This is a genomic window from Pseudomonas sp. KT_2_4, from assembly GCF_041410225.1.
Lineage (GTDB): Bacteria > Pseudomonadota > Gammaproteobacteria > Pseudomonadales > Pseudomonadaceae > Aquipseudomonas > Aquipseudomonas paracarnis.
The window spans coordinates 3,536,779-3,552,385 of sequence record NZ_CP166962.1 but is presented as its reverse complement, the minus strand read 5'-3'; the positions used below and the strand labels follow the sequence as shown (position 1 = coordinate 3,552,385).

Sequence of the window (15,607 nt, the reverse complement as noted above, 5' to 3'; positions counted from 1 at the left end):
GCCAGCTCCCACCCGCGACCGTGCTGTGTCAGAAGCGCACTCCAGTCGTCACCATTGCCGCGTTGAACCCGAGCAATACCAGCTCAGCCGCCACCGGCCCGTAATGCGTTCCCACCGATGGAATGATCACTGGCGCTACGCCAAAACGATTCAATGGGATCTTGTCGCGATACTCGCCGCGATAGCCCTGGATCAGCCCGCCGGTCAACTTCGCATACACCGGATAGTCGGCCATGTCATAGCGCTTGCCCGCATAGGCGTAGTACGAGCGTTGGCGGAACGAGTTGCGAAAGGTCACCCCGCCATACACCAGGCCCGACGCCTCATTGCGCTCCAGGCCGATCAAGTCCTGCTTGTTGTTGTGTTGCGGGTCGGGTGCAAAGTGCCGGGTGTAGATGCTGGTCTGGGCGTACCAGAAGCCTTTGTCGTCAGTGACCGTTGGCGTTTCGCTAGCCAGTGCTGTGGTGGCCTGGGCAAGCAATAGCAGGCCAGGCAATCGGAATTTTTTCATGGGCGACCTCGGTAGTCGGTTTGATGAGCGGCTAAGTGGGTCGTTATAGGCGCGTCAGTTTGACGGCTTGGCACCCGCCCAGGCTGAACCGGGGCTGAAAGTACCGGGATTAGCCGCGTGGATCCTGACGAATGGGCGAGTGTGCTTATGCTTTTTCTTATTCTTTTAAGGTATTTATTCTGGTTGATGAATATCTTTAAGCTATATCGCAACGGACTACCGACTTCATCGACCATAACCAGATACTGACCGCCACCGCCCGCCAGCCGGATCGATCGTACGAACTTCGCGCATTGCAGTTCTATTTTTGATTCAAAGGGGAGCGGTATGGGCAGCTACAGGAAACACGCGCTATACACGGCGATTTTGTCGGCAAATTTGCTGACCGTTGTGGAATTCAATCCAGTTCTGGCAGACGAAACTTCTGCGGTTGATGCACCTAAACTCGACACCGTGATCGTCACCGGCACCCGCGCCCAAGAGCGCACCGCCAGTGCATCGCTGTCGCCAATCGACGTAATCTCCGGTGAAACCCTGCGCAGCACCGGCTCCGATGAGCTGGGTGCCGTATTAGCGCGCCTGATTCCGTCGATCAACTTCCCCCGACCAAGCCTGGTGGACGGCGCCGAACTCGTGCGTCCGGCGCAGTTGCGCGGCTTGTCGCCGGACCAGGTATTGGTACTGGTCAACGGCAAGCGTCGCCATACCAGTGCCTTCGTCAATCTGGGCGGTGCGGTTGGGCGCGGTTCGGCTCCGGCAGACTTGAATGCCATCCCGCTGTCGGCGGTGGACCATATCGAGGTGCTGCGCGACGGCGCTTCTGCCCGTTACGGCTCCGATGCGATCGCCGGGGTGATCAACGTGATCCTCAAGCACGCCGACCATGGCGGCTCGGTTTCCAGCAAGTTTGGCGAGTACAAAAAGGGTGACGGCATCCAGCGTAATGTCAGCGGTAATACGGGCCTGGCATTGGGCGACAATGGCTTTATCAACCTGTCTGCCGAAGGCGCCGACAACGATTACACCAACCGCGCCGGCAACGACTACCGCCCCGGCAGCATCGGCTCTACTACTTACGGCCAGCGTGTGTTCCGCCAAGGTGAGCCGGCCACCAATGAAGGCAAATTCCAGTTCAACTCGGAGTATGCCTTCAACGACGCCGCCGAGTTCTACACCTTCGGTGGCTACAGCAAGCGGCGCGGTGAAACGGCAGCCTTCTACCGGGCAAGCAACGCGTCCAACAACATCAAGGCGCTCAACCCCAACGGCTACCTGCCACTGATCAAAGGCAACCTGGAAGACACCTCGCTGGTGGTGGGCTTGCGCGGCCTGCTGGCCTACGACTGGCATTACGACTTGTCGGCCAACTACGGCAAGAACCAGTACGAACTGGGGACTGAAACCATCAACACCTCACTGGGCCTGGCGACGCCGCGTAAATTCAATAACGGCACACTGAGCAACGATCAGAAGCAAGTCAGCCTGGACCTGTCCCGTGAATTCGATGTGGGCTTTCTGCCGTATCCGGTCTCTGTGGCGTTCGGCGGTGAGTACCTGCATCAGGGCTATGAAATCGAGGCGGGCGAGCCCGCGTCCTATTACCAGACCGGCAGCTCCGGCCTGGGTGGTTTCCGCGATGCCGATGCCGGTACCAGCACGCGGCATAACTGGGCGCAGTACCTGGACCTGGAAACCAACTTCACCGAAAAGCTCAGCGCCTCGGCTGCCGTGCGCCATGAGGATTACAGTGACTTTGGTTCCAACGTCAGCGGCTCGCTGTCGGCCCGCTATGACTTCACCCCCCAGGTGGCCTTGCGCGGCAGCATCTCCAACGGTTTCCGTGCGCCGTCCCTGGCCCAGCAGAATTTTGCCTACACCTCATCGCAGTTGATCGGTAGCACCATCCAGGAAGCCGGCACTTTCCCGGCCAACAGTCAGGTCGCGCGCCTGCTGGGTGCCGAAGACCTCAAGGCCGAAAAGTCGCGCAACTACAGCCTCGGCCTGGTGCTCGAGCCGGCCGATGACCTGACCGTCACGCTCGATGTGTACCGCATCGACATCCGCGACCGCATCAGCCTGTCGTCCAACCTCAATCTCAACCCGGCCACGGTGGCCTACCTGCAAGCCAATGGCGTCGGCAATATCAACTACACCACGGCCCGTTACTTTACCAACGCCACGGACACCAGCACCGATGGCGTCGATCTGGTAGCCAACTATCGCTACCAGCTCGATAACGGCATTCGCTGGAACAGTACCGTGGGCTACAACTACAACCACACCAAAGTCACCGACGTGAAAGCCAACCCCGCGATTCTCGACAGCCTGGGGGCCAACCTGGTGCGGGTGGACCGCCGCGAGCGTATCGGTTTGCTGGGCGATACCACGCCCCAGCACAAGCTGAGCCTGGGCAATGACTTCACCTTCGGTAATTGGGCGCTGCACACTAACCTGGTGCGCTATGGTGAGTTCACCAGTTATCAGACGGACAAGGTCAACGATCAGACCTTCAAGGCCGCCTGGGTGCTGGACCTGTCAGCGGATTACAAGTTGAAGAACTGGACCTTCACCCTGGGTGGCGACAACGTCACCGATAAGTACCCGGAGAAGGTTAACGCCTTCGCCAGCAGCGGCGGCAACCTCGCCTACAGCACTTTTTCGCCGTACGGTTACAGCGGCGCGTTCTATTACGGTAAAGTCGCTTACAACTGGTAACACACAGGAGGCGCACCGCTTTTCGCCATGACCGCCATTGAAACCGATCTTCTGCAATTGGCTTACCCTCCGCGGCTCGATCTGGGGCCGCAACTCACTCACGAACAATTGATGAGCTCGATGCAAGCCACCATGGCTCGGCACAAGGGTGGGCCGGTGTGGCTGTTTGCGTATGGTTCGCTGATCTGGCGCCCTGAATGCTCGTCGACCGAGCGGGTGCGTGCACGGGTTCACGGTTATCACCGTGGCTTGTATTTGTGGTCACACGAGCATCGCGGTACGCCGGAGCTGCCGGGGCTGGTGTTTGGGTTGGATCGCGGTGGTTCCTGCAGCGGGTTTGCCTACCGCTTGCCGGAGGACCAGTTGGAGGCCTCGCTTTACGCCCTGTGGCAGCGTGAGATGCCTTACCCCTCGTACCGGCCGCACTGGCTCAGTTGCCGATTGGAAGATGGCACCACCGTGCAGGCGTTGGGGTTTGTGTTGGAGCGGCATTTGCCCAGCTATGCCGGCAACTTGCCCGATATCGTGCTTAATCATGTACTGCAAAGCGCTTGCGGGCGTTACGGTACGACTCGCGATTATGTCGAGCAGACCGTGAACGCCCTGCGTAGCCACGCCATGCCAGATAAAAACCTGGAGGCGCGGCTCAAGCGTTGTGCCAAGGATTGCCTGGGCGGTTAACGCGCCGAGCTGACACTGTTGGTGTGCCACAGCGTAGGGATCAGGAACGCGATCGCCAGTACGCAGGCGCTGATCAGCAGTACAAAGCCGCCGTCCCAGCCGAAATGGTCAACCGTATAGCCCATGGCGGCACTTGCCGCTACCGAACCGCCCAGGTAACCGAACAAGCCGGTGAAGCCTGCTGCGGTACCGGCGGCCTTCTTCGGAGCCAGTTCCAGTGCCTGCAGGCCGATCAGCATCACCGGGCCGTAGATCAGGAAGCCGATGGAGAACAGCGCAATCATGTCGATCATCGGGTTGCCCGGCGGGTTGAGCCAGTAAACCAGGGTTGCCACTGTCACCAGGGCCATGAACACGATGCCGGTCAGGCCGCGGTTGCCACGGAAGATCTTGTCCGACATCCAGCCGCATAGCAGCGTACCCGGGATACCTGCCCACTCGTAGAAGAAGTACGCCCAGGACGACTTATCGACCGTGAAGTGCTTGGCTTCTTTCAAGTAGGTCGGCGCCCAGTCCAGTACGCCGTAACGCAACAGATAGACGAACACGTTGGCGAAGGCGATGTACCAGAGCATTTTGTTGCGCAGCACGTACTTGACGAAGATTTCCTTGGCGCTGAATTCGTCTTCGTGGCTGGCGTCGTAACCTTCCGGATAGTCGTTCTTGTACTGCTCGATAGGCGGCAGGCCCACCGATTGCGGGGTGTCGCGCATGGTGATGAAGGCAAACGCCGCCACCGCCAGGGCCACGGTGGCCGGCACGTAGAACGCCGCATGCCAGTCGTTGAACCACGCCATGCCCAGCAGGAACAGCGGGCCGATCAAGCCACCGCCGACGTTATGCGCCACGTTCCACACGGACACCACGCCGCCGCGTTCTTTCTGCGACCACCAGTGCACCATGGTCCGCCCACTTGGCGGCCAGCCCATGCCCTGGGCCCAGCCGTTGATGAACAGCAAAATGAACATCATGGTCACGCTGGACGTTGCCCAAGGCGCGAAACCGAAAATGAACATCACCCCCGCCGAAACCAGCAGGCCGAAGGGCAGGAAGTAACGTGGGTTGGAGCGGTCGGACACCAGGCCCATCAGGAACTTGGACAAACCGTAGGCAATCGCGATCGCCGACATTGCCAGGCCCAGTTCACCACGGGTGTAACCCTCGTCGATCAGGTAGGGCATGGCCAGGGAGAAGTTTTTACGCAGCAGGTAGTAGCCGGCGTAACCAAAGAAAATACCCGCGAAGATCTGCCAGCGCAGCCGTCGGTAGGTACTGTCTATTTTTTCTTCAGGCAGGGGCGCCTGGTGTGCGGCAGGACGAAAGAAAGCAAACATTCAAGAGCTCCAAATTTCTTGTTTTGACTGCGGATGCGAATGTTACAGTTTCGTTACCGAAAATAGCATCGCCTCTTATCCGCAAACACAGGAAACGAGAGCAATTGCATGTTCTTTTACGAACATGTCGCCTATAGATAAGTGATGGTCGTGGTTAGGTCCTAAGACCGCGAAGTAACTACTGTGGGAGCTGGCTTGCCTGCGATGACGGTCTTTCAGCTTCATCTGTAGCAGCTGACCCACCGCTATCGCAGGCAAGCCAGCTCCCACATGGATTGCATTTCAGGTGTGTTATCGGGTTTGGACAACTATTTTACCCACCGCCTTGCGCTGTCCCAGATCATTGATCGCCTGGGCGGCCTGTTCCAGCGGATACACCTGCGACACCAACGGCTTGAGCTTGCCCTCGCCATACCAGGTGAACAGCTGCTGGAAATTCGCTGCATTGTCCTGCGGTTGGCGCTGGGCAAACGAACCCCAGAACACCCCGACCACCGCTGCGCCCTTGAGCAACGCCAGGTTCACCGGCAGTTCAGGAATACGCCCGCTGGCGAAACCCACCACCAACAGGCGCCCATTCCAGGCGATCGAACGAATGGCCTGGTCAAACAGGTCACCCCCCACCGGGTCGTAAATCACGTCAGCGCCATTGCCATCGGTCAGGCGCTTGACCTCATCCTTGAGGCTGGCTTCGCTGTAGTTGATCAGCTCATCGGCGCCGGCCGCCTTGGCCACTGCGAGCTTGTCGGCGCTGCTGGCGGCGGCAATCACCCGGGCGCCCATGGCCTTGCCGATCTCCACGGCGGCCAGGCCCACGCCGCCGGACGCGCCAAGCACCAGCAGGGTCTCGCCAGGTTGCAGGTTGGCGCGTTGTTTCAGCGCATGCATGGAGGTGCCGTAGGTCATGCTGAAGGCGGCGGCGGTGTTGAAATCCATGCTCGGCGGGATCGGCAGCACGTTATAGCCGGGCACCGCGACCTGCTCGGCAAAGCTGCCCCAGCCGGTCAGCGCCATCACACGGTCACCGACTTTCAGATGGCTGACTTTCTCACCCACTTCACTGACCACGCCTGCCGCTTCACCACCGGGTGAGAACGGAAAGGGCGGCTTGAACTGGTATTTGCCTTCGATGATCAGCGTGTCCGGGAAATTCACCCCGGCCGCGTGCACGTCCAACAGGATTTCGTTCTTCTTGATCGCGGGGCCGGCGATCTCTTCCAGCACCAGGGTTTCGGCGGGGCCGAAGGCTTTGCACAGCACAGCTTTCATCGGACTATTCCTTTTGGCGTCGTGGCCGATAAGTGTAGGAGGGTACGCCCGTGGGTCAACGAGCATGCCCGCGCCTGATAAGCCCCCATAAGCTTGTGCTCAGCCTTGCTAGCGTTATGCTACCCGGCAACCGAATTCGAGGAATGAACTGTGAAAGCGTGGATCCTGTTGATGCTGGCCCTGACCTTGCCGATGGCAGCCCAGGCCGAAGAGGCCAAAGAGGGCGAGGCGCCGAAGGTCAGCTATATCAGCCTGAGCCCGCCGTTCGTGGGCAATTACGGCCTGGATGGCACCGCCAAGCTCAAGGTCTACAAGGCCGACATTGCACTGCGCGTGACCGGTGATGAGGCGGCGAAGTTGGTCAAGGCCAACGACCCGTTGATTCGCAACCAACTGGTGGCGCTGTTTACCCAGCAGACCAACGAGACCATGAGCAGTGTGGAAGGCAAGGAAAAGCTGCGTCAGGAAGCGTTGAAGCAAACGCAGCAGGTGATGAATGATGAAACCGGCAAGCCAGTGGTAGAAGACCTGCTGTTCAACAACCTGATCATCCAGTAAGTCGCTGCGCGACTATCGCGGGCAAGCCCGCTCCCAGAGGGGTTCGCATTTCCAGTGTGGGAGCGGGCTTGCCCGCGAAGAGGCCCTGACAGGCACCGCAAGAAGCCAGTTTCAATTAAAGCAACTGGAGGACCGCTGCCCACTGCTCCGGTGTGACCGCCATGACCGAAAGCCGACTGCCCTTTTGCACCAGCGGCATTTCAGCCAGTGCAGTTTGCTGTTTTAGATAGCCGAGCCCCAGCACCTTGGAGAAGGTTTGCACATGTGCGACATCGATCGCGCTCCACGGGTTTTTCTCCGGGGTGGCCTTGGCGTCGAAATAGTGGCTTTCTGGTTCCAGCGCAGTGGGGTCCGGATAGGCGGCCCGGATGATTTTGCCGATGCCGGCAATCCCTGGCTCCGGGCAACTGGAGTGATAGAAAAAAAACTCGTCGCCCACGGCCATGGCGCGCAAAAAGTTGCGCGCCTGATAGTTGCGTACCCCGTCCCAGCGCGCTTCGCCGAGCTTTTCCAGGCCGTTGATGGAGAGTTCGTCGGGCTCGGATTTCATCAGCCAGTAGGCCATGGTTGGGCTCCTGAAAAGGGCATTGGGTAAGTTGTCGGGCAATTGCATGACAAACCGACAGTCGGTTGGCGTCAAGGTTTGCGTGTTGGTTCACGTTACCGCAGAATGCGCGCTTTTAAGCTTGACGCAGCTGCAACGGACTACTTTGGAACGTTGTTGTCATCGTGTACGAGGTGCCTGAAAGGGGGGCAATCGATGCAACGTAAGCCGGATTTACTATGGATTTTGGTTATTTTGTTTGGTCTGGGCGTCGTGACCACCGGTTATGCCCAGAGCCTGTGGTCGAACAAGACCGATGCACCGGTTGAACTGGCTCAGCAGCAGCCACAACCGTTCAAGCGTTAACTCAAGCATTCACCAAGGCGCCGCTGTTTCCAGCGGCGTTTGTGCGACATACCACTGCTTATCAGTCACCGTCCCCGCCAACGGCACATCCCAGCTTGCCTGCGCCAGGCGTTCGACTTTCTGGCATTCATGGGCCAGCCCCAGCAGCGTTGGCTTGCGCCAGCTCTGGCGGCGGGCAAGATAGGCCAGGCTGCGATCGTAGAACCCGCCGCCCATGCCCAGGCGCCCACCCAAATCATCGAACCCCACCAACGGCAACAATACCAGGTCCAGCGCCCAGACTTGGCGCTGGTGATGGGCATTGACCCGTGGCTCAAGGATGCGAAAGCGGTTGGGCAACAACCTATCCCCAGGGCGTACGCGCTGGAACACCATCTTGGTGCGCGGCCAGGCGCTGAGCACCGGCAGGTAAGTGGCTTTGCCGCGACGCTGGGCCGCACGCAGCAGCAGGCGCGGATCGATTTCACCGTCCGTGGGCAGATATAAAGAGATATGTTTGGCCCGGCGAAACAGCGGGTGCTGTGCCAGTTGCCGGTACAGACCCTGAGCGGCCTGGCGCTGCTCGCTTGGCGTGAGCGCGCGGCGGGCCTTGCGCAACATGCGTCGAAGTTGCGGACGGGAAAGCGGCGCAGGTTCGGTCATGATTTTTCGGCTCATAAAACAATGCCAGTCCGGGGACTGGCATTGAGTTTGGGAATTCAGGCTCCCCGACAGAGCCGCTGTCGACTTAGCCCTTGAACCCGAAAGTTCAAGGTGGAAGAAGCAGTAGGCTTTAAGGCTTTCCGTCTAGCGGACATGCACACCAGCCCAACGTGCAACTTCCAGGGTAGTGCGAATCGGCTCAGGGACATCGCCGACTGGCAAACACGCCAGGGAGTGGGGCGAGTATACCTTAAACCTGCTCGGCAATCAGCCCTTGGGTGTGTCTGAATCGGTGGAAAGCACCAGATCCACGCGATCGAGCAGGTCACGCACCTGCTCGCGCGTCGAGCCGCTGGCCTGTACGTCAGGGCGCTCCTGCTTATGCAGCAGGTCATGGGTGATATTCAGCGCGGCCATCACGGCGATGCGGTCGGCGCCGATCACTTTGCCGCTGCTGCGGATTTCGCGCATCTTGCCGTCCAGGTAGCGGGCAGCGCTCACCAGGTTGCTGCGTTCTTCCTGGGGGCAGATGATCGAATATTCTTTGTCGAGGATCTGCACGGTAACGCTATTGCTTGAACTCATGAGTCTTGCTCCAGGGCCTTCAGGCGCGAAATCATCGATTCGACCTTACGCCGGGCGATTTCGTTTTTTTCAATGAGGTGAGCGCGTTCCTCGCGCCAGGTCTTTTCCTGAGCTAATAGGAGTCCGTTTTGACTCTTAAGTTGCTCGACCCGATCAATTAGCAGTTCGAGTCTGGCCATCAGCGCTTGCAGGTCGGTGTCTTCCATTGGGTTCCACTGGATTTGTCTGATGAATGGCAACTGCAGGATAAACGATCTGACGCCCTCGATAGTCTTGGTGCGTCTGCCGGTGCTAGGATACAGCGCTCCATTCTAGACATTGCGCCGTCTGGCGCCTAGCTCACCATGCCCATTCAGAACTCCCCGTACGATGCTTTTTCCAAACTGCTGAGCGCCAGCGGCCATCCATGCTCGCCTGCTGAACTGCACGGCGTGCTGTTGGGCCGCAGTTGCACCGGTGTCGGCTTTGATGCCGACAACTGGCTGGCCGATGTGGCCGAGCTGCTGGAAACCGAACCCACCGACAATGTGCGCAACGCATTGATCGGCCTGCAAGAAATGGTCAAGGGCGAACTGACCGGTGATGACGTCACCGTGGTCCTGCTGCTGCCCACCGACGACGCCCCGCTGGCCGATCGCGCTGCCGCGCTGGGCCAATGGTGCCAGGGTTTCCTCCACGGTTTCGGCGTGAATGCCGGCGGCCTGGAGCTGAGCACCGACGCCAAGGAAGTGCTGCAGGACCTGGCGGCCATCTCCCAGGTGCAAGATGCCCTGGAAGAATCCGAAGACGGCGAAGGCGACTACATGGAAGTCATGGAGTACCTGCGCGTCGCGCCGCTGCTGCTGTTCACCGAGACCCGCAAGTCCGCTGAGCCCGCTGCTCCCAAGCCGTCGTTGCACTGAGAAAGGACACCCATCTGCCCATGATCCATATCCCCAAAGCGGAATACACCCGGCGCCGCAAGGCGCTCATGGCGCAGATGGAACCCAACAGCATCGCGATCCTGCCGGCCGCCGCCGTGGCCATCCGCAACCGCGATGTCGAGCATGTTTACCGCCAGGACAGCGATTTCCAGTACCTGAGCGGTTTCCCCGAGCCCGAAGCGGTGATCGTGCTGATGCCCGGTCGCCAGCACGGCGAGTACGTGCTGTTCTGCCGCGAGCGCAATGCCGAGCGCGAATTGTGGGACGGCCTGCGTGCGGGCACCGAGGGCGCGATTCGCGACTTTGGCGCGGATGACGCCTTCCCCATTACCGATATCGACGACATCCTGCCCGGCCTGATCGAAGGTCGCGACCGCGTGTACTCGGCCATGGGCAGCAATGCCGAGTTCGACCGGCACGTGATGGAGTGGATCAACGTGATCCGTTCCAAAGCACACCTGGGCGCCCAGCCGCCGAACGAATTCGTTGCCCTGGATCATTTGCTCCACGATATGCGCCTGTATAAATCGGCGGCAGAAGTGAAGGTGATGCGCGAGGCGGCGCGAATCTCCTGTGCGGCCCATGTGCGGGCGATGCAGGCCAGTCGTGCCGGCCTGCATGAGTTCAGCCTGGAAGCCGAGCTGGATTACGAGTTTCGCAAAGGCGGCGCGAAGATGCCGGCCTATGGCTCCATCGTCGCTGCTGGGCGCAACAGCTGCATCCTGCATTACCAGCAGAATGACGCGGTGCTCAAGGACGGCGACCTGGTGCTGATCGACGCCGGGTGTGAGATCGATTGCTACGCCAGCGATATCACCCGTACCTGGCCGGTCAACGGCAAGTTTTCGCCCGAGCAAAAGGCGATCTACGAGATTGTGCTGGCCTCCCAGGAAGCCGCCTTCAAGCAGATCGCGCCGAACAAACATTGGAACCAGGCCCACGAGGCGACCGTGCAGGTCATCACCGCCGGCCTGGTGAAGCTGGGGTTGTTGCAAGGTGACGTTGACGAACTGATCGCCAGCGAAGCCTACCGCGCCTTCTACATGCACCGTGCCGGCCACTGGCTGGGCATGGATGTGCATGATGTGGGCGAGTACAAAGTGGGCGGTGAATGGCGCGTGCTGGAAGTGGGCATGGCCTTGACCGTGGAGCCGGGTATCTATATTTCCCCGGACAACCAGACTGTGGCAAAGAAATGGCGTGGCATTGGCGTGCGCATCGAGGACGACGTGGTAGTGACCAAGCAAGGCTGTGAAATCCTGACCGGCGGTGTGCCCAAGACCGTTGCCGAGATCGAAGCGTTGATGGCGGCTGCCCGATGAGCCGGGTCAACCTGGCGATTGTCGGCGGCGGCCTGGTGGGGGCCAGCCTGGCCCTGGCATTGCAGGCCGGGGCCAAGGCTCGGGGTTGGAAGATCGTACTGATCGAACCCTTTGCACCGGGCGACAGCTACCAGCCGAGCTACGATGCGCGATCTTCCGCGCTGTCGTTTGGCGCGCGCCAGATTTACCAGCGTCTGGGCCTGTGGCAGGCCATTTCCCGACGGGCGGAGCCGATCAAGCAGATCCATGTATCGGACCGTGGGCGCTTCTCCACCGCGCGTTTGTCCGCGATGGAGGAGGGCGTGCCAGCCCTGGGTTATGTGGTGGAAAACGCCTGGCTCGGCCAATGCCTGTGGCAAGGCTTGGACAAGGACGTGGTGAGCTGGCGTTGCCCGGCAGAAGTCACGCGCATGGAGCCTCTGCCCGATGGCTATCGCCTGACCCTCAACGATGAAACCGTGCTGGAATGCGACCTTGCGGTACTGGCCGATGGCGGCCGTTCCGGCTTGCGTGAGCAGCTGGGCATCGGCGTGAAAACCCGGCCCTACAACCAGAGCGCGCTGATCGCCAACATCACGCCGAGCGAAGCGCACAATGGCGAGGCGTTCGAGCGCTTTACCGATGAAGGCCCCATGGCCTTGCTGCCGCTGCCGGACAACCGTTGCGCGCTGGTCTGGACCCGCATCGGCATGGACGCCCAGCGCTTGGCCAGCCTCGACGAGCGTAGCTTCCTGAGCGAACTTCAGGGTGTGTTCGGGTATCGCCTGGGCACCCTCAAGCAAGTGGGCGCCCGCCACCTGTACCCGTTGACCCTGGTGGAAGCCGAAGAGCAAGTGCGTTCGCACCTGGTGGTCCTCGGCAATGCCGCCCACAGCCTGCACCCGATTGCCGGGCAGGGGTTCAACCTGTCCCTGCGCGATGCCAATGCCTTGGCCGAAGCCCTATTGGCCGGGCCTGCTGTGCCGGGTGACCTGGCGACCTTGCAAGGCTATCGCGAGCGCCAGCGCCTGGACCAGCAACTCACCGTAGGCTTCTCCGACCAGGTCACGCGCCTGTTTGGCAGTGCCCAACCGTTGATGGCGCTGGGCCGCAATATGGGCTTGCTTGGCCTCGACCTGTTACCACCGGCCAAACGCTGGTTCGCCCGTCAGGCCATGGGCCTGGGTACGCGTTCCGATGCGTAAGTGGCTAACCCAACGCGTGGGCAAGGCGCGGCTGTTGCGCTGGTTCCTCACCCTGTACCCGCCGTACCTCGGCGCCGGGGTGCGGGTGCAGGCATTGAGTGCCGATTTCCGACATGCCAAGGTGCGCATGGGCCTGGGTTGGTACAACCGCAATTACGTCGGTACGCAATTTGGCGGCAGCCTGTATTCGATGGTCGATCCGTTCTACATGTTGCTGTTGATCGAGAACCTGGGCCGCGACTACATCGTGTGGGACAAGGCTGCGAGTATCGACTTCATCTCGCCGGGCAAAGGCCCGGTGTATGCCGAATTCTCCATCGACGACGCTTTGCTCGATCAGATCCGGCGCCAGACTGAAGGTGGCGAGAAATATCTGCCCCACCTCAAAGTCGAGATTCATGACGGCTCCGGCACTCTGGTGGCGCGGGTCGACAAAACCCTTTATGTGCGGCGCAAGCCGCCAGCGAGACAGGCTTGAATATGGACATGCGCGCAGATGTGCTGATTGTCGGGGCCGGAATGGTCGGAAGCGCCCTGGCGCTGGCGTTGCAGGGCAGTGGCTTGCAAGTACTGCTGCTCGACGGCAGCCCGTTGAGCGTCAAGCCATTTGACCCGGCTGCGGCGTTTGAACCGCGGGTGAGCGCGTTGTCGGCGGCCAGCCAGCGCATTCTTGAGCGCCTGGGCGTGTGGGACGGTATCGTAGAGCGGCGTGCCAGCCCCTATGGCGAAATGCAGGTATGGGACGGCAGCGGCACCGGGCAGATCCACTTCTCGGCGGCCAGTGTGCATGCCGAGGTGCTTGGGCATATCGTCGAGAACCGCGTGGTGCAGGATGCCTTGCTCGATCGCCTGCATGACTGCGACCTCGGCCTGCTGGCCAGTGCGCGCCTGGAACAGATGCGCCGCTCCGGCGATGACTGGTTGCTGACCCTGGCCGACGGCCGCAAGCTGCGCGCGCCGCTGGTGGTGGCTGCCGACGGTGCCAACTCCGCCGTACGCCGCCTGACCGGTACACCTACCCGTGAATGGGATTACCTGCATAACGCCATCGTCACCAGCGTGCGCAGCAGTCAGCCGCACCAGCGTACCGCGTGGCAACGCTTCACCGACACCGGTCCGCTGGCGTTCCTGCCGCTGGTGCGCGATGGGCAGGAAGACTGGTGTTCGATAGTCTGGTCGACCACGCCCGCCGAATCCGAGCGTTTGATGGCGCTGGATGACGAAGGCTTCTGCCGTGAGCTGGAGCGTGCTTTCGAGGGGCGCCTGGGCACCGTGCTCAGTGCTGACCCGCGTGTGTGCGTACCGTTGCGCCAGCGCCATGCCAAACGCTATGTGGCCGAAGGCCTGGCATTGATCGGCGACGCCGCTCACGTCATCCACCCGTTGGCGGGGCAGGGCGTCAACCTGGGTTTCCTCGATGCAGCCGTGCTGGCCGAAGTGCTGTTGGCGGCGACCGAGCGCGGCGAGCGCCTGGCCGATGTGAAAGTGCTGAGCCGTTACGAGCGGCGCCGCATGCCCCATAACCTGGCGCTGATGGCGGCGATGGAAGGCTTTGAGCGCTTGTTCCAGGCCGATCAACTGCCGCTGCGCTGGTTGCGCAACGCGGGTTTGAAAATCGTCGACCAGATGCCCGAAGCCAAAGCCGTGTTTGTGCGCCAGGCACTCGGATTGACTGGCGATCTCCCCGAACTCGCCAAACCCTGAACTGACAATACAACCCTCTGTGGGAGCCGGGCTTGCCCGCGATGAGGCCGTCAGCTCCGGCGCATATTCTGGCTGTGCAACATCTGGTAACGCCTCCACCAAGCGTTACCAAATGTGAGTCCTTATCATTTGCCCTCCATTTGCAAATGAGAGACCGCACCCATGTTGGCACCCAAGCGCCTCCTGACTGCCCTGGCACTCACCCTGATCGGCAGCACCACCGTGCAGGCGGCCGACGAAGTCGTGGTCTACTCCTCGCGTATCGACGAACTGATCAAGCCTGTGTTCGACGCCTACACCAAAAAGACCGGCGTACAGGTCAAGTTCATCACCGACAAGGAAGCCCCGTTGATGCAGCGCATCAAGGCCGAGGGCGAGAACGCCACCGCCGACCTGCTGCTCACCGTTGACGCCGGCAACCTCTGGCAGGCAGAGCAGATGGGCATCCTGCAACCGTTCACCTCTCCTGTGATTGACAAGAACATTCCTCTGCAATATCGCTCATCGGCCCACGCCTGGACCGGTTTGAGCCTGCGGGCGCGAACGATCGCCTATTCCACCGACCGGGTAAAACCGGGCGACCTGACCACCTACGAAGCCCTGGCCGACAAGCAGTGGGAAGGCCGGCTGTGCCTGCGCACGGCGAAAAAAGTCTACAACCAGTCGCTGACCGCCACGTTGATCGAGACCCATGGCGCGGCCAAGACCGAAGAAATCATCAAGGGTTGGGTGAATAACCTCTCCACCGACGTGTTCTCCGATGACATCGCCGTGCTGGAGGCGATCAACGCCGGGCAGTGCGACGTGGGTATCGTCAACACCTATTACTACGGTCGCCTGCACAAGCAGAAGCCAGACCTGGCAGTGAAGTTGTTCTGGCCGAACCAGGGCGACCGCGGCGTGCATGTGAACCTCTCCGGCATCGGCCTGACCCAGCACGCACCACACCCGGAAGCGGCCAAGGCGCTGGTGGAGTGGATGACCACGCCTGAGGCGCAGAAGATCTTCGCCGACGTCAACCAGGAGTTCCCGGCCAACCCGGCGGTACCGCCATCGGCGGAAGTGGCGACCTGGGGCAAGTTCGTGGCCGATACCTTGCCAGTGGAAGTGGCAGGCAAGCGCCAGGCCGAAGCGATTCGCCTGATGGATCGCGCTGGCTGGAACTGAAGCTGCGCCGCTCGACTGTGGGAGCTGGCTTGCCCGCGATTGCATCACGTCGGTATCACTGATACACCGGGGTGCTTGTATCGCAGGCAAGCCAGCTCCCAC

General features: G+C 60.8%; 17 protein-coding genes and 1 other RNA gene. 10 read left to right on the top strand and 8 right to left on the bottom strand.

Translation table 11 applies throughout. From position 1 onward, the window contains the following. Positions 1-28 precede the first annotated feature (28 nt). Positions 29-511: a hypothetical protein gene (locus AB9N64_RS16520; RefSeq protein ID WP_014720418.1), complete on the bottom strand. Its 483-nt coding sequence runs from the start codon at positions 509-511 to the stop codon at positions 29-31. Positions 512-838: 327 nt separating this feature from the next. Between AB9N64_RS16520 and AB9N64_RS16515 the strand changes: the two genes are divergently transcribed. Both AB9N64_RS16515 and AB9N64_RS16510 read left to right on the top strand, forming a co-directional pair. Then, positions 839-3,226, top strand: coding sequence for a TonB-dependent receptor plug domain-containing protein (locus AB9N64_RS16515; RefSeq protein ID WP_371359532.1), 2,388 nt, complete (start codon positions 839-841; stop codon positions 3,224-3,226). Positions 3,227-3,253: 27 nt separating this feature from the next. Continuing rightward, entirely contained in the window at positions 3,254-3,907 is a 654-nt protein-coding gene (locus tag AB9N64_RS16510) for a gamma-glutamylcyclotransferase (protein ID WP_201914034.1), read from the top strand. Here the strand turns inward: AB9N64_RS16510 and glpT are convergent. Continuing rightward, positions 3,904-5,241 carry a glycerol-3-phosphate transporter gene (glpT, locus tag AB9N64_RS16505; protein ID WP_014720415.1) on the bottom strand — a complete coding sequence of 446 codons (1,338 nt, stop codon included), beginning with the start codon at positions 5,239-5,241 and terminating at the stop codon, positions 3,904-3,906. The two genes, AB9N64_RS16510 and glpT, sit on opposite strands and share 4 nt — an antisense overlap. A 291-nt stretch (positions 5,242-5,532) precedes the next feature. Beyond that, positions 5,533-6,510, bottom strand: coding sequence for an NADPH:quinone oxidoreductase family protein (locus AB9N64_RS16500; RefSeq protein ID WP_014720414.1), 978 nt, complete (start codon positions 6,508-6,510; stop codon positions 5,533-5,535). Between the two features lie 150 nt (positions 6,511-6,660). On the opposite strand from AB9N64_RS16500, the gene AB9N64_RS16495 reads away from it, so the two are divergent. Continuing rightward, entirely contained in the window at positions 6,661-7,068 is a 408-nt protein-coding gene (locus tag AB9N64_RS16495; RefSeq protein WP_014720413.1) for a flagellar basal body-associated protein FliL, read from the top strand. Between the two features lie 115 nt (positions 7,069-7,183). Here the strand turns inward: AB9N64_RS16495 and AB9N64_RS16490 are convergent, their stop codons facing one another. After that, entirely contained in the window at positions 7,184-7,633 is a 450-nt protein-coding gene (locus tag AB9N64_RS16490) for an EVE domain-containing protein (RefSeq protein WP_014720412.1), read from the bottom strand. A gap of 195 nt (positions 7,634-7,828) precedes the next feature. On the opposite strand from AB9N64_RS16490, the gene AB9N64_RS16485 reads away from it, so the two are divergent. Next, positions 7,829-7,978 carry a hypothetical protein gene (locus AB9N64_RS16485; protein ID WP_010207387.1) on the top strand — a complete coding sequence of 50 codons (150 nt, stop codon included), beginning with the start codon at positions 7,829-7,831 and terminating at the stop codon, positions 7,976-7,978. Positions 7,979-7,987: 9 nt separating this feature from the next. On the opposite strand, the gene AB9N64_RS16480 is transcribed toward AB9N64_RS16485, so the two are convergent. The 4 genes from AB9N64_RS16480 to AB9N64_RS16465 all read right to left on the bottom strand — a co-directional run bounded on the left by AB9N64_RS16480 (position 7,988) and on the right by AB9N64_RS16465 (position 9,411). Continuing rightward, the gene (locus AB9N64_RS16480) at positions 7,988-8,620 is read right to left on the bottom strand and encodes a 5-formyltetrahydrofolate cyclo-ligase (RefSeq protein WP_020301815.1); all 633 of its coding nucleotides are present in this window, start codon (positions 8,618-8,620) and stop codon (positions 7,988-7,990) included. Positions 8,621-8,678: 58 nt separating this feature from the next. Continuing rightward, positions 8,679-8,857: non-coding RNA, 6S RNA (ssrS, locus tag AB9N64_RS16475), on the bottom strand. Positions 8,858-8,887: 30 nt separating this feature from the next. After that, positions 8,888-9,205 carry a cell division protein ZapA gene (locus tag AB9N64_RS16470; protein ID WP_014720410.1) on the bottom strand — a complete coding sequence of 106 codons (318 nt, stop codon included), beginning with the start codon at positions 9,203-9,205 and terminating at the stop codon, positions 8,888-8,890. Continuing rightward, positions 9,202-9,411, bottom strand: coding sequence for a TIGR02449 family protein (locus AB9N64_RS16465; protein WP_003177365.1), 210 nt, complete (start codon positions 9,409-9,411; stop codon positions 9,202-9,204). The genes AB9N64_RS16470 and AB9N64_RS16465 overlap by 4 nt, the downstream gene beginning before the upstream one ends. A 138-nt stretch (positions 9,412-9,549) precedes the next feature. Between AB9N64_RS16465 and AB9N64_RS16460 the strand changes: the two genes are divergently transcribed. The 6 genes from AB9N64_RS16460 to AB9N64_RS16435 all read left to right on the top strand — a co-directional run bounded on the left by AB9N64_RS16460 (position 9,550) and on the right by AB9N64_RS16435 (position 15,505). Then, a complete protein-coding gene (locus AB9N64_RS16460; RefSeq protein ID WP_014720409.1) occupies positions 9,550-10,107 on the top strand; it encodes a YecA family protein in 558 nt (185 codons plus the stop codon). Between the two features lie 20 nt (positions 10,108-10,127). Further along, positions 10,128-11,450: a Xaa-Pro aminopeptidase gene (gene pepP / locus AB9N64_RS16455; protein WP_014720408.1), complete on the top strand. Its 1,323-nt coding sequence runs from the start codon at positions 10,128-10,130 to the stop codon at positions 11,448-11,450. Beyond that, the gene (ubiH, locus tag AB9N64_RS16450) at positions 11,447-12,634 is read left to right on the top strand and encodes a 2-octaprenyl-6-methoxyphenyl hydroxylase (RefSeq protein WP_019817789.1); all 1,188 of its coding nucleotides are present in this window, start codon (positions 11,447-11,449) and stop codon (positions 12,632-12,634) included. The genes pepP and ubiH overlap by 4 nt, the downstream gene beginning before the upstream one ends. After that, the gene (locus AB9N64_RS16445) at positions 12,627-13,112 is read left to right on the top strand and encodes a DUF4442 domain-containing protein (RefSeq protein ID WP_019817788.1); all 486 of its coding nucleotides are present in this window, start codon (positions 12,627-12,629) and stop codon (positions 13,110-13,112) included. Before ubiH ends, AB9N64_RS16445 begins: the two co-directional genes overlap by 8 nt. Before the next feature lie 8 nt (positions 13,113-13,120). Then, the gene (locus AB9N64_RS16440) at positions 13,121-14,338 is read left to right on the top strand and encodes a 2-octaprenyl-3-methyl-6-methoxy-1,4-benzoquinol hydroxylase (RefSeq protein WP_193385115.1); all 1,218 of its coding nucleotides are present in this window, start codon (positions 13,121-13,123) and stop codon (positions 14,336-14,338) included. 162 nt (positions 14,339-14,500) lie between these two features. Then, the gene (locus AB9N64_RS16435; RefSeq protein WP_014720404.1) at positions 14,501-15,505 is read left to right on the top strand and encodes an extracellular solute-binding protein; all 1,005 of its coding nucleotides are present in this window, start codon (positions 14,501-14,503) and stop codon (positions 15,503-15,505) included. The last annotated feature ends 102 nt before the right edge of the window (positions 15,506-15,607 follow it).

Coding starts and splice junctions, on each gene's coding strand:
- AB9N64_RS16520 (WP_014720418.1), bottom strand. CDS start 511: ATGAAAAAATTCCGATTGCCTGGCCTGCTATTGCTTGCCCAGGCCACC.
- AB9N64_RS16515 (WP_371359532.1), top strand. CDS start 839: ATGGGCAGCTACAGGAAACACGCGCTATACACGGCGATTTTGTCGGCA.
- AB9N64_RS16510 (WP_201914034.1), top strand. CDS start 3,254: ATGACCGCCATTGAAACCGATCTTCTGCAATTGGCTTACCCTCCGCGG.
- glpT (WP_014720415.1), bottom strand. CDS start 5,241: ATGTTTGCTTTCTTTCGTCCTGCCGCACACCAGGCGCCCCTGCCTGAA.
- AB9N64_RS16500 (WP_014720414.1), bottom strand. CDS start 6,510: ATGAAAGCTGTGCTGTGCAAAGCCTTCGGCCCCGCCGAAACCCTGGTG.
- AB9N64_RS16490 (WP_014720412.1), bottom strand. CDS start 7,633: ATGGCCTACTGGCTGATGAAATCCGAGCCCGACGAACTCTCCATCAAC.
- AB9N64_RS16485 (WP_010207387.1), top strand. CDS start 7,829: ATGCAACGTAAGCCGGATTTACTATGGATTTTGGTTATTTTGTTTGGT.
- AB9N64_RS16480 (WP_020301815.1), bottom strand. CDS start 8,620: ATGACCGAACCTGCGCCGCTTTCCCGTCCGCAACTTCGACGCATGTTG.
- AB9N64_RS16470 (WP_014720410.1), bottom strand. CDS start 9,205: ATGAGTTCAAGCAATAGCGTTACCGTGCAGATCCTCGACAAAGAATAT.
- AB9N64_RS16465 (WP_003177365.1), bottom strand. CDS start 9,411: ATGGAAGACACCGACCTGCAAGCGCTGATGGCCAGACTCGAACTGCTA.
- AB9N64_RS16460 (WP_014720409.1), top strand. CDS start 9,550: ATGCCCATTCAGAACTCCCCGTACGATGCTTTTTCCAAACTGCTGAGC.
- pepP (WP_014720408.1), top strand. CDS start 10,128: ATGATCCATATCCCCAAAGCGGAATACACCCGGCGCCGCAAGGCGCTC.
- ubiH (WP_019817789.1), top strand. CDS start 11,447: ATGAGCCGGGTCAACCTGGCGATTGTCGGCGGCGGCCTGGTGGGGGCC.
- AB9N64_RS16445 (WP_019817788.1), top strand. CDS start 12,627: ATGCGTAAGTGGCTAACCCAACGCGTGGGCAAGGCGCGGCTGTTGCGC.
- AB9N64_RS16440 (WP_193385115.1), top strand. CDS start 13,121: ATGCGCGCAGATGTGCTGATTGTCGGGGCCGGAATGGTCGGAAGCGCC.
- AB9N64_RS16435 (WP_014720404.1), top strand. CDS start 14,501: ATGTTGGCACCCAAGCGCCTCCTGACTGCCCTGGCACTCACCCTGATC.